Raw genomic sequence first — 12,344 nt, forward strand, 5'->3', positions numbered from 1 at the left:
TGGCCGGCCTCCCGCGGGCGCGTCCTGGCTGGTGGCGCAGTTCCCCGCGCCCCTGAAAACCCCCGCCGATTGCGCCTGGCCGGTCTCCCGCGGGCGCGTCCTGGCTGGTGGCGCAGTTCCCCGCGCCCCTCCGGGGCACGTCTCGTGGCCGCGGGGCGGGGGTCCGGCCGGGTGGGCCCCGTCACCGTCGCGGCGGGTGGTACCGTCCGGGCGGTCCCGTAAACTTGCGGTGCTAGTTTACGCCGCCACCCCGAGGAGTAACCGATGCGCCCCGTCCACTTCGCCGCCGCCCGTCGGACCCCGATCGGAAGGCTGCGCGGCGCCCTCTCCACCGTCCGGCCGGACGACCTCGCCGCGACCGTCCTGCGCGGCCTCCTCGCCGACGCGCCCGCGCTCGATCCCGCGCGGATCGACGACGTCTACTGGGGCGCCGCCAACCAGGCCGGCGAGGACAACCGGAACGTCGCGCGGATGGCCGTCCTGCTCGCCGGGCTGCCGGACTCCGTGCCCGGGGCCACCGTCAACCGGCTCTGCGCGTCAGGGCTCGAAGCCGTCACCGCCGCCGCCCGGATGATCGCCGCTGGCGAAGCCGACATCGTGCTGGCCGGCGGCTCCGAGTCGATGAGCCGGGCCCCGTTCGTACTGCCCCGCCCCGACGAGGCGCTGCCGCAGGCCATGCAGACCTACGACACCCGCCTCGGCTGGCGGCTCACCAATGCGCGGATGCGCGAACTGCACGGCGTGCTGCCGATGGGGGAGACCGCCGAGGAGGTCGCCAACCGCTACCGGATCAGCCGCACCGACCAGGACGCCTTCGCCCTGCGCTCGCACCGCGCGGCCGCCGCGGCCCGCAAGAACGGCCTCTTCGACGCCGAGATCCTCCCCGTCACCCGGCCGGACGGCGTCACCGTCACGCAGGACGAGAGCATCCGCGAGGACACCACCGCCGAGCGGCTCGCCGCGCTCAAGCCGGTCTTCCGCAAGGACGGCACCGGCACCGTCACGGCCGGCAACTCCTCCCCGATGAACGACGGCGCGGCCGGCCTGCTGCTGGTCAGCGAGGAGGCGCTGAACGACCTCGGCCTGACCTCCCTCGGCCGGTACGCCGCCGGCGCCAGCGCGGGCGTGCACCCCGACGTGATGGGCATCGGCCCGGTCCCCGCCACCCAGCGCGTCCTGCGACGGCTCGGCCGGGACATCGGCTCCGTCGAGGAGGCCGAGCTGAACGAGGCGTTCGCCGCCCAGGCGCTCGCCGTCGTCCGCGAACTCGCCCTCGACCCGGCCCTGGTGAACCCCGACGGCGGCGCCATCGCCCTCGGCCACCCGCTCGGCGCGTCCGGCGCCCGCATCCTCACCACCCTGCTGCACCGGATGAACCGCACCGGCGCCCGCCGCGGCCTGGCCACCATGTGCGTCGGCGTCGGCCAGGGCACCGCGCTCCTGGTGGACCGCGACTAGCGGATGGCGGTGAGCGGGCCGGACACCCCCGTCAACTCGCCACGGCGAACTCGGGGTTGGCCGCACGGGGGCGGTCTGAAAGAATCTTCGTCGTGCCCACACCGACGATCCGCCAGCGGCCGGAGACACCGTGACAGCACCGGGCGGGGCGCACCTCCTCGCGATCAGTGACCTGCACGTCGGATATGCCGAGAACCACGAGATCGTGGAGGCGCTGCGGCCCGAGACGGACGGCGACTGGCTGATCGTGGCCGGCGACGTCGCCGAGCGCTTCGCCGACATCACCTGGGCGCTGCGCACCCTCAAGCAGCAGTTCGACACCGTGATCTGGCTGCCCGGCAACCACGAGCTGTGGACGCACCCCTCCGACCCCGTCCAGCTGCGCGGCGAGGAGCGCTACCGGCGGCTGGTCGAGGAGGTCCGGGCGCTCGGGGTGATCACCCCTGAGGACCCGTACCCGCTGTGGGAGGGGCCGCGCGGGCCGGTGGCCGTCGTCCCGATGTTCCTGCTGTACGACTACACCTGGCGGGCCGGCACCCCCGGGGCCACCACCAAGGAGGCGGCGCTCGCGCAGTCCCAGGACCTCGGCGTCGTCTGCACCGACGAGCACTTCCTGCACCCCGACCCGCTGCCCGGCCTGGACGACTGGTGCCGGGCCCGGGTGGCCGCGACCGAGCTGCGGCTCGAAGCGCTGGACCCGGAGCTGCCCACCGTGCTCGCCAACCACTGGCCGCTGCACCCCGAGCCGACCGAGATCCTGCGCTACCCGTCGTTCGCCCTGTGGTGCGGCACCGAGCAGACCGAGCAGTGGCACACCAGGTTCCGGGCCACCGAGGTCGTCTACGGCCATCTGCACATCCCGCGGACCATCTGGCGCGACGGGGTCCGCTTCACCGAGGTCTCGCTCGGCTACCCGCGCGAGTGGGGCAGCCGGCAGAAGCCGCCGGAGGGCCCGCGGCGGATCCTCGCGGGACCGGCGGGTACCGCGGGATGATCGAGCAGCTGGTGCCCGCGGCCGTGAAGTCCCGGGCCGCCTACGGCGACGAGCTCGACCACGAGCCGCTGTACGCGGAGGAGACGGCCGCCGTCGCCCGCGCGGTGCAGCGCCGCCGGGCCGAGTACGCGGCCGGCCGGGCCTGCGCCCGTGCCGCGCTCGCCGCCCTGGGCTGCCCGCCGGGTCCGATCACGCGCGACCCGGAACGCGGTGCTCCGGTCTGGCCGGCCGGGGTCGTCGGCAGCATCACGCACTGCGACGGCTACCGGGCCGCGGCCGTGGCCCGCGCCGCCGACATCCTCGCCCTCGGTATCGACGCCGAGCCGCACGGCCCGCTGCCCGAGGGCGTGCTGAAGGTGATCACCGCCACCGCGGCGGAGACCGACTCGCTGGCCGAACTCGGCGAGCAGGCACCCGGCATCCACTGGGACCGGCTGATGTTCAGCGCCAAGGAGACCGTCTACAAGGCGTGGTATCCCTACCACCGCCGGATGCTGGACTTCACCGAGGCCGAACTCCTGCTGGCCGCCGACGCCGGCGCGGCCGACCGCGGCACCTACACCGCCCGGCTGCTGGTCCCCGGCCCGCTGCTCGCCGAGGGCGTCGGCCCCGATGTCTTCAGCGGCCGGTGGATCGTCCGCGACGGCCTGGTCGCCACCGCCATCGTCGTACCGAACACGGAGGCGGAGATCCCCGAGGGGCCGGCTACGCCGACTCCCGGCGCACCAGCGTCGTCTTGAAGATCACCGAACGGGTCTGCTGAGCCGGGTCGTCGATCAGCGCGAGCAGCAGCTTGGCCATCTCCGCGGCCATGTCCTCGACCGGCTGCCGGATCGTGGTGAGCAGCGGCCGGGAGGAGAGCGCGGCGCTGCTGTCGTCGAAGCCGACCACCGCCACGTCGTCGGGCACCCGGCGGCCCTGGTCGCGCAGCACCAGCAGCGAGCCCTGGGCCATCAGGTCGTTGGCGACGAACACGCCGTCGGTGTCGGGGTGTTCGAGCAGCAGCCGGCGCATCGCGCGCTCGCCGCCCGCCTGGGTGAAGCTGCCCTCGACGCTCGGCACGTAGGCGTAGCCGTGCTCGGCCATCGCCTCCCGGAAGCCGGCCAGCCGGTCCACACCGGCCGGCGAGTCGAACGGGCCGGCGATGGTGGTGATCCGCTGGCAGCCGCGGGCCAGCAGGTGTTCGGCCGCCAGCTTCGCGCCGGCCTGCTGCGCCACGTCCACGTAGCTGATCGGCAGCGGCGTGGCCGGCCGGGCGAACAGCACCGTCGGCACGCCCGACTCGGTGAGCAGCGCCGGCAGCGAGTCGGCGGGGGCGATGGAGACCAGCACCACGCCGTCGATGTGCTCCTGGCGCAGGTTGGTGACCATGGCGCGGCGGGCGTCCGCGGAGTCGGCGAGCATCAGCACCGGGTGGACGCCGCGCGGGCGCAGCACGGTGAGCAGCCCGCCCACTATCCGGCCGAAGAACGGGTCGCTGAACACCTGGCCGAGGAACGGGTCGTCGGCCGCGTGGTGGTCGGGCACCGAGAAGACCAGCGCGACGGAGTCGGTGCGCCGGGTGACCAGCGACCTGGCCGCGCGGTTGGGGATGTAGCCGGTGGCGGCGACCGCCTGCTGGACGATCTTCTGGATCTCCGGATCGACGTTCCGCGTCCCGTTGACCACCCGCGAGACCGTCGCCCGCGACACCCCCGCGGACCGTGCGACGTCTTCCAGGGTGGGGAGTCGGGGCCCAGCAGGACGGCTGCTCGTCATGGTGCAGTTATACCACGCAAGGAGAGCGCTCTCCTTGCGGTTCGGGGCGGACAACGCCCTGATGGGGCGGGGTACGACGGCCCCCCACAGGCCCGCCGCACCCCGCCCCGGTCTCACCGGCGCGGACGCCTCACGCGTACACGCCGAACTCGTAGAGCGAGTCGCCGTAGGCCGTGCCGCGCTGTGCGATGTTCACCCGCACGTAGCGCCCCGACCCGTTGACGTCCAGCGTCTCCACTCCGCCGGTGCCGGTCGTCGTGGAGTACACGGTGGTCCACGTGTTCCCGTCCGGCGACACCTGCACCTGGTAGGACTTGCCGTACGCGGCCTCCCAGCCGAGCTGGACGTGCCTGACCGCCGTGGTCTGGCCCAGGTCGACCTGGATCCACTGCGGATCGCTCCAGTCGGTGGCCCACCGGGTGTCCCACTTGCCGTCCGTCGCGTTCGACGGCGGATACGGCGCCCCGTTGCCGGTCTGCTGGTAGGACGAGGCGGTGGTCGGCTTGCCGACCGCCAGGTTCGTGCCGCCCACCGGAGGGGCCACCACCCGGAACGACCGGGTCTCCACGCCGACGTTGCCGTGCCCGTCGTAGGCGTAGACGTAGACCTTCCACACCCCGAGCGTCTTGGGCGCGGTCACCGAGAACTGGCCGTCCCCGGTCTGGGTGAAGTCCACCTGCTTCAGACCGGTGGCACCGTCCACGTACTTGCTGGTGTACATCAGCTGGTAGCGGATCGCGTCACCGTTGGGGTCGCTCGCCGACGCCGAGACGTCGAACGTCCCGCCGGCCGGCACCGAGCCGCTGTTCGCCACCGTCATCGAGCTGATCACCGGCGGGGTGTTCGCCTGCGGCGTGCCGCCGTAGTCCTTGGCCACCGAGTAGTACATCAGCCGCTTCCAGCCGGCCGGGCGGACGTTGAACCAGATGCCGCCGAAGTCGTTCTCCTCGCCGTAGTTGAACATCGTGGCGCCCAGCGCCACGCCGGTGTGCCCGGCGATGCAGTTCCACGCCGAGACGTAGCCGTCCCGCTTCTGGACGTCGGTCGGCTCGGTCGGCACCCCGTTGGCGTCGTTGGGCACCTCCCACTCGCCGGCCTCACCGGACTCGGTGACGATGTACGGCTTGGTGTAACCGCCGCTGTTCCAGTCGCCCTTGACGTTGCACACCGCGCCGTAGGAGTTGACCGCGTACAGGTCCAGCGACGGGGTGTACTGCTTGTAGTACGGCCAGGCGCCGGTCCAGGCGTCGGTGGACGTCACCGGGTGGTTCGGGTCGATCGCGTGGATCGCCTGCACCACCTGCTCCACGAACTTCGCGTACGCGATCCGCTGCTGCTCCACGGCCGCGCCGGTGTAGTGGTCCTGGGTGGTGAGGATGACCTCGTTGCCGACGTCCCACATCAGCACGCCGGGATGGTTCTTGTAGGTGGTCACCCAGTTCTTGATGTCGGCCAGGGTGCTGTTCTTGTACGCGGTGTCGTTGACGTAGTCCGCGCCCTGGTTGAGCCAGAAGCCGTTGATCACCTTCAGCCCGTAGGCCGCCGCCGAGTCCAGCAGCGGCTTGCTGGTCGCGTCGGTGCCCCAGGTGCGCAGGGTGTTGACGCCCATCGACTTCAGGTCGCGCATGTGCGCGTCGGCGGTGCTGGTGGCCGGGCCCCACGTCATGCCCTTGACCTGCCAGGGCTTGCCGTCCACGGTCAGCGCCCAGTTGCCCTGGCTGCCGGTGACGTGCACGTTGCTCGCGGCGGTCGGCACCGGCGGGTCGGTGAGCGGGGCCGGCGCGTTGCCGGTGGTCTGCGACACCGTGACGTTGTCCAGGCTCAGCACGCCGCCGGAGGAGGTGTCGGCGCCGGGCGAGGTGCAGCCGCAGACCGCGTTCGGGTAGGAGCCGCCGATCCGCAGGCTGAAGTCCAGGTACAGGCCGTGGTGCACGGCCGCGTTCCAGGTGGACACGCCGACCTGAGACTCGCTGACCTGCCAGACCTGCTTGCCGTCCAGGTACCAGCGGATCTGCTCGTCGGAGGTGGTGCGGTCGATGATCTCCGAGTACGTGTGGTAGCCGGTCTGGCAGCCGGTGCAGGTGGCCAGGCCGCTGGTCAGGCCGTTGTACTCGGCGCAGTTGCCGCCGGGCGCGGTGCCGCAGTGCAGGGTGGCCGACAGCTGGCTGCGGCCGTTGACGTCCTCCATGATGTCGCTCTCACCGACGGCCGGCCACGACGCGGTGTTGCCCCGGTAGGCCGCGCCCATCGCGCGGAAGGACGGCCAGTAGCCCAGCGCCTTGGAGACGTTCGGCTGCTTGATCGTCGCGGCGATCTGCAGCTGGCCCCCGGCCGGCGCGGTGAAGTCGCTGCGCTTGGTCTCGATCCGGCCGGAGGTCCAGTCGGAACCGGACTTCAGCGCCGTCAGGTTGAGGTGGCCGCCGCCGTCCAGGCTGACGTTGGCGGGGGAGTTGGTCGCGGTCTCGACCTCGCCGGTGCCCCACTGGGCGGCGCCGCCCGGGTAGCTGGTGCCGGTGTCGGTGATCCAGTTGTCGCCGCTGGGGGAGCTGCCCGCCGAGCCGTTGAAGTCGTCGCTCCACAGGGTGCTCCAGTTGCCGGGCGGCGGGGTACCGGTGCCGCCGTCACCGCCGCCGTCCTGGCCGCCGGTGGTGCCGCCGCCGGTGTCCGTGCCGCCGGGACCGCCGGTCGCGGCGGCGCCGTAGACCTGGAACTCCCACAGCGAGTAGCCGTAGCCGTTGACCCGCTTGGTGCCGTACATCCGCACGTAGCGGCCGGTGCCGGTGACGTTCAGCGTCTGGGTGCCGCCGGTGCCCGCGGTGGTGCTGTAGACCGGCGACCAGTCGGTCCCGTTGCCGGAGACCTGGATCTGGTACGAGGTCGCGTAGTTCTCCCAGGTGAGCACGACCTTGCTGATCGTGGAGCTGGTGCCCAGGTCGATCTGGAGCCACTGCGGGTCGCTCCAGGCGCTGGCCCAGCGGGTGCCGGCGTCGCCGTCCACGGCGGCCGAGGCGGCGTATCCGGCGCCCTCGGTGCTGGAGGTGGTGGCCGGCTTGCCCTGCGAGATCAGCGAGTCGGCGGCGTGCGCGGACGTACCGGGCGCGGCCAGCGCGTAGAGGGCCAGGCCGAGCGCGAGCGCCATCAGCAGGGCGACGCGCAGCGGTGGGGGAAGAGATCTCAGCCGGGTGCTGGTGGGTGACGCTCTCATGCCGGGCTCCTGCGGTGGAGGGGGGAGGGAGACGAGGGCGCGGTCCGCTGACGACGACGGAGTTGGGAGAGCGCTCTCTCACTGCGCCCTGATAGTTGCCGCTGGATTTCCGGGGTGTCAAGGGATCCGACACGAGAGGGTCGTGAGGTGTGTACTGATTGCCGGATAAGCCGCAAATCCCGTGCCGCTGTGGCTGATTCGACGGCCCGATCGGGCCTCAGGGGTTGACACGCAGCCGCGATGAGCGTGAATGTACGGGTATTGGGAGAGCGCTCTCCCTTATGTTTCCCGACCGCGGCGCCCTCACGGGCGCCGCTCGCCGGCCGCCCGAGAAGCCGAGGAATCCGCCCATGCGCGACACCTGCGGCACGGTACCGGTGGCGGAGCCGGGGTGCGCCCCCGCCGGCGCTCCGGAAGCCGTCTTTCCGGCAGCCGGCGGGCAGACCGGCCGGCGGCCACCGCCGAGTCCCGTCGGCGGTGGCCGCCGCGACCGTCCCACGTGCCGGCGGGGCCGTACGGTCCGCTCAAGTCCCCGCGCCGCAACCGCGCGGTCCCGCCGGCCGGCCTCCCGCAGGCCGCGCCGGGGCGCTCGTCTCCAGCTGCCGATCACCGCGGTATTCCCACTGATGGGCCGTCACGTCCTGGACGGCATCACGCAGGGAGCCATGAAGGGATGACCATGATCACCCCCGCGTCCGTGTCCTCTCCCGCACCGGATCCCGAACCCGGGGCACCGGAGGCGCCGCCGCTGCCGGCCGCGGAGCTGGACGAGCTGGCCGGCCGGCTCGACCTGGCCGCCAAGATCCGGCTGCTGTCCGGCGCCTCCACCTTCCGTACCCAGGCCGAACCGGCCGTCGGGCTGCGGGAGATGGGCGTGTCCGACGGTCCCGCGGGCGTCCGCGGCGAGCGCTGGGACGAGCGCGACACCTCGCTCGTGGTGCCCTCGCCGACCGCGCTCGCCGCGGCCTGGGACGACGACCTGGTGTTCGAGGTCGGCGGGCTGCTGGCCGCCGAGGCGCGCCGCAAGCAGATCGACATCCTGCTCGCGCCCACCCTCAACCTGCACAGGACCCCGGCCGCCGGCCGGCACTTCGAGTGCTACTCCGAGGACCCGCTGCTGACCGCGAGGACCGGCGCCGCCTACATCCGTGGCGTCCAGGCCGGCGGGGTCGCCGCCACCGCCAAGCACTACGTGGCCAACGACTCCGAGACGGAGCGGCTCACCCTGGACGCCCGGCTGGACGAGCGGACGCTGCACGAGGTCTACCTCGCGCCCTTCGAGGCGGCGGTGCGGGCCGGCGCGTGGGTGGTGATGTCCGCCTACAACCGGGTCAACGGCCTGAGCATGTCGGAGAGCCCGCTGCTGGCAGAACCGCTCAAAGGCAGCTGGGGCTTCGACGGGGTGGTGGTCTCCGACTGGGGCGCGATCAGGTCCACGGAGGAGTCGGCCGGCGCCGCCCAGGACCTGGCCATGCCCGGCCCGCACCCGCTGTGGGGGCAGGCACTGCTGGCCGCGGTGCGCGAGGGCCGGGTCCCCGAGGCGGTGATCGACGCGAAGATCCGCCGGATCCTGCTGCTCGCCGCCCGGGTCGGCGCGCTCGACGGACTGCCCGGCTACCGCAAGCCGGCCGGTCCCGGCACCCGCCCGGTGCCGCCGGTGCCCGCCGACGCCGCCGCGCTGCTGCGCCGGGCGGTGTCGGCCGGATGCGTACTGCTGCGCAACGAGGGCGGGTTGCTGCCGCTGGCCGCCGCCGGCGCCGCGGCGCCGCGCTCGGTCGCGGTGATCGGCCCCAACGCTTCCGCCGCCCGGGTGCAGGGCGGCGGCAGCGCGGGGGTCTTCCCGGCCGCGGTCGTCTCGCCGCTCGAAGGCGTCAGGGAGGCGCTGGCCGGGACCGGGGCGCGGGTCGCGCACGCCGAGGGGGTGTACCTCAGCACCCGGCCGACCCCGCTGCACCCGCGCATCGCCCGCGACCCGCGTTCCGGCGAGCCCGGCGTGCTGGTCCGCTATCTGGCCGCCGACGGCACCGAGATCCACGCCGAGCACCGGCTCAGCGGCCGGATCCTGGAGTCGGGGGACGCACCGGAACTGGCCGCGACCGCGGCCTGTGTGGAGGTCAGCGCGCTGGTCACGCCGGACGTGACCGGGCAGTGGCGGTTCGCGGTGGTCGGCCTCGGCGCGGTCACGCTGAGCGCCGGCTCGCAGACCCTGGTGGACACCTACGTGACGCCCGAGTCGCAGGACCCCACCTATGTGCACGTCACCCCGTCCTACCGGGTCGCCGACCGGCAGGTGACCGCGGGCGAGGAGGTGCTGCTGGTCGCCACCCGGCACTGGGAGGCCGAGCACGGCTTCGCGGTGGCGCTCGCCGCCGACCCGCCGCGGCCCGACGAGGACGCGGCGATCCGTGCGGCCGTCGAACTGGCCCGCGCCGCCGAGGTGGCGGTCGTCGTGGTCGGCACCACCGACGAGATCGAGAGCGAGGGCTTCGACCGTACGACGCTGGCGCTGCCCGGCCGGCAGGACGAACTCGTCGCCGCGGTGGCCGCCGCCAACCCCAGGACCGTGGTGATCGTCAACTCCGGCGGCCCGGTCGAACTGCCGTGGCGGGAAAGCGTCCGCGCGGTGCTGCTCAGCTGGTTCCCCGGCCAGGAGACCGGACACGGCCTGGCCGACGTGCTGTTCGGCCACACGGAGCCGGGCGGCCGGCTGCCCACCACCTGGGCCGCGGCCGCCGAGGGGGCCCCGGTGCCCGGCACCGAACCGGCCGGCGGGGTGCTGCGCTACACCGAGGGCCCCTACCTCGGCCACCGGGCCTGGCGCCGGGCGGGCGCCGAGCCCGCCTACTGGTTCGGGCACGGCCTGGGCTACACCAGCTGGGCCTACGAGGAGTTGGAGGCGGAGCCCGAGCCGGCGGGGGAGGGCGACGGCGAACCCGGCGGCGCCCGGGTGCGAGTGCGGGTCCGCAACACCGGTACGCGGGCCGGACGCGAGGTGGTGCAGGTCTATCTGACCACCGGCGCCGACGGCTACGACGACGGCGGACCCCGGCTGGCCGGCTACGCGGCCGTCAGGGCCGAACCGGGCGAGCAGGCGGTGGCCGAGGTCGTCGTCGCCGCGCGGGCGTTCCAGCAGTGGTCGGCGCCGGACGGACGCTGGGCCGCCCGTCCCGGCCCGTACACCCTGCACGCCGGCCCCTCCGCGGCCCGGCAACCGCTCTCCGGGCCGCTCGTCCTCTGACCGGCCCGGCCGCCGGGCCGCTCATCCGCACCACGGGGGCGCGGATGGCGGGCCGGCCACCAGACCGGGGCGCCCCCTACCCTGACCGGGGGGCGCCCCACCTGGTGTCCGATGCGCGGGGCCGGAGCCCGCGCCGCCGCGGAGGTCCGCACGACTAGGCCGCGGCCGGCGGGATTGATCGCCGCTCGACACGGATCGTAGGGTGGACCGGACTCCGTAAGAGATCCGATGAATCGTCGCGAGGACACGGTCCATGCCCATGCAGCCCTGGTTCGCCGACGCCAAGCTCGGCATCTTCGTGCACTACGGGATCTACGCCGTGGACGGCGTGCCCGAATCCTGGTCCTTCTACGACGGCCGGCTCACCCGCGAGCGGTACATGGAGCAGCTCGGCGGATTCACCGCCGCCCGGTACGACCCGGACGCCTGGGCCCGGCTGTTCGCCCGGGCCGGCGCCCGCTACGCGGTGCTGACCGCCCGGCACCACGACGGGGTGGCGCTGTGGGACACCGGGCAGAAGGGCCTGTCCGTCGTCCGCGACACCCCGGCCGGCCGGGACCTGCTGGCCGGCTACGCCGGGGCGCTGCGCGAGCACGGCCTGAAGGTCGGCCTCTACTACTCGCACTCGGACTGGTCGCACCCCGACTACCCGACCGTGCGGCGCCCGCACCCGGCCCCGGAGCACGCCGGCCTCAACGACAACCCGTTCAGCGCCCCGCCGCCCGGCGCCGAGGACCCGGCCGCCTGGCGCCGCTTCCTGGACTACCGCAACGCCCAGGTCGGCGAGCTGACCACCCGCTACCGCCCCGACCTGCTGTGGTTCGACGGCGAGTGGGAGCGTACCGAGGAGCAGTGGGGCATCGACGAGCTGGCCGACCAGATCTTGGCGGTCAACCCCGACACCGTGCTCAACGCGCGGATGCTCAGCCGCGGCGACTACCCCACCCCCGAGCAGGGCGTGCCGCTGGTCCCGCCGGCCGGACCGTGGGAGCTGTGCCTGACCGTCAACGACTCCTGGGGCTACCAGGGCCACGACGACCGCCACAAGTCGGTGTCCCAGCTGGTGCGCTACTTCACCGAGACCATCGGCGCCGGCGGCAACCTGCTGCTGGACGTCGGCCCGCGCGAGGACGGCACCATCACCGGCGAGCAGACCGCCAGGCTCGAAGGGCTCGGCGACTGGATCGCCCGGCACTCCGACGCGGTGTACGGCACCACGGCCGGTCTGCCGGCCGGCCACCACTACGGCCCGAGCACGCTGTCGGCCGACCGCCGTACGCTCTACCTGACCTGCTTCGATCCGCCGCGCGAGACGGTGTCGGTACGCGGGCTGCGCAACGCGGTGCGGCGCGTCACGGTGGTCGGCACCGGCGCGGCCCTCGGCCACCAGGTCACCGGCGGGCTGCACGACGTGCCCGGCGTGCTGTGGATCGACGCCCCGGCCGCCGGCGGCACCGACCCGCACGCCACGGTGCTCGCGGTGGAGCTGGACGGCGAACTCGACCTGTACCGCGGCACCGGACGTGGCTGACCCCCCGTCAGGGCTCGCGCCCTGCCCGAGCCCGGCAGGCATCCGACCTCTGGGCCCCCGCGCGGCGCGAAGCGGCCGTGAGAGCGCTCCCTCGGTACCGACGGGAGAGCGCAGGTCTGGCAATATGTGCAATGTACTGCGATCTCCCGGGGGTGCCGTG

7 protein-coding genes and 1 pseudogene are annotated in these 12,344 nt (G+C 73.6%); 5 read left to right on the forward strand and 3 right to left on the reverse strand.

Annotation, left to right across the window (positions count from 1 at the left end):
* Positions 1-264: 264 nt before the first annotated feature.
* From ACQPW6_RS35795 to ACQPW6_RS35805, 3 genes are all read left to right on the forward strand, one after another.
* On the forward strand, positions 265-1,458 hold the full coding sequence (locus ACQPW6_RS35795; protein WP_433893888.1) for an acetyl-CoA C-acyltransferase: 1,194 nt from the start codon (positions 265-267) through the stop codon (positions 1,456-1,458).
* A gap of 130 nt (positions 1,459-1,588) precedes the next feature.
* Positions 1,589-2,452, forward strand: coding sequence for a metallophosphoesterase family protein (locus tag ACQPW6_RS35800; protein WP_433893889.1), 864 nt, complete (start codon positions 1,589-1,591; stop codon positions 2,450-2,452).
* Complete coding sequence (locus ACQPW6_RS35805; RefSeq protein WP_433893890.1) at positions 2,449-3,192, forward strand: 4'-phosphopantetheinyl transferase family protein; 744 nt, start codon at positions 2,449-2,451, stop codon at positions 3,190-3,192. Before ACQPW6_RS35800 ends, ACQPW6_RS35805 begins: the two co-directional genes overlap by 4 nt.
* Here the strand turns inward: ACQPW6_RS35805 and ACQPW6_RS35810 are convergent.
* From ACQPW6_RS35810 to ACQPW6_RS35820, 3 genes and pseudogenes are all read right to left on the reverse strand, one after another.
* Complete coding sequence (locus ACQPW6_RS35810; RefSeq protein ID WP_433893891.1) at positions 3,158-4,210, reverse strand: LacI family DNA-binding transcriptional regulator; 1,053 nt, start codon at positions 4,208-4,210, stop codon at positions 3,158-3,160. The two genes, ACQPW6_RS35805 and ACQPW6_RS35810, sit on opposite strands and share 35 nt — an antisense overlap.
* 130 nt (positions 4,211-4,340) lie before the next feature.
* Positions 4,341-6,038: a galactose-binding domain-containing protein gene (locus tag ACQPW6_RS35815; RefSeq protein WP_433894766.1), complete on the reverse strand. Its 1,698-nt coding sequence runs from the start codon at positions 6,036-6,038 to the stop codon at positions 4,341-4,343.
* 894 nt (positions 6,039-6,932) lie between these two features.
* A pseudogene (locus tag ACQPW6_RS35820) lies at positions 6,933-7,415 on the reverse strand (discoidin domain-containing protein); the annotation flags it as partial.
* Positions 7,416-8,088: 673 nt separating this feature from the next.
* On the opposite strand from ACQPW6_RS35820, the gene ACQPW6_RS35825 reads away from it, so the two are divergent.
* Both ACQPW6_RS35825 and ACQPW6_RS35830 read left to right on the forward strand, forming a co-directional pair.
* Positions 8,089-10,653, forward strand: coding sequence for a glycoside hydrolase family 3 C-terminal domain-containing protein (locus ACQPW6_RS35825; RefSeq protein ID WP_433893892.1), 2,565 nt, complete (start codon positions 8,089-8,091; stop codon positions 10,651-10,653).
* 253 nt (positions 10,654-10,906) lie between these two features.
* A complete protein-coding gene (locus ACQPW6_RS35830; protein ID WP_433893893.1) occupies positions 10,907-12,184 on the forward strand; it encodes an alpha-L-fucosidase in 1,278 nt (425 codons plus the stop codon).
* The last annotated feature ends 160 nt before the right edge of the window (positions 12,185-12,344 follow it).

It is taken from the genome of Streptomyces sp. CA-111067, from assembly GCF_050956065.1.
In the GTDB taxonomy this organism is placed as follows: domain Bacteria; phylum Actinomycetota; class Actinomycetes; order Streptomycetales; family Streptomycetaceae; genus Actinacidiphila.

Excerpts from the sequence above, each read along its gene's own strand:
- ACQPW6_RS35810 (WP_433893891.1), bottom strand. The coding sequence starts at position 4,210 with ATGACGAGCAGCCGTCCTGCTGGGCCCCGACTCCCCACCCTGGAAGAC.
- ACQPW6_RS35830 (WP_433893893.1), top strand. The coding sequence starts at position 10,907 with ATGCCCATGCAGCCCTGGTTCGCCGACGCCAAGCTCGGCATCTTCGTG.
- ACQPW6_RS35805 (WP_433893890.1), top strand. The coding sequence starts at position 2,449 with ATGATCGAGCAGCTGGTGCCCGCGGCCGTGAAGTCCCGGGCCGCCTAC.
- ACQPW6_RS35795 (WP_433893888.1), top strand. The coding sequence starts at position 265 with ATGCGCCCCGTCCACTTCGCCGCCGCCCGTCGGACCCCGATCGGAAGG.
- ACQPW6_RS35825 (WP_433893892.1), top strand. The coding sequence starts at position 8,089 with ATGACCATGATCACCCCCGCGTCCGTGTCCTCTCCCGCACCGGATCCC.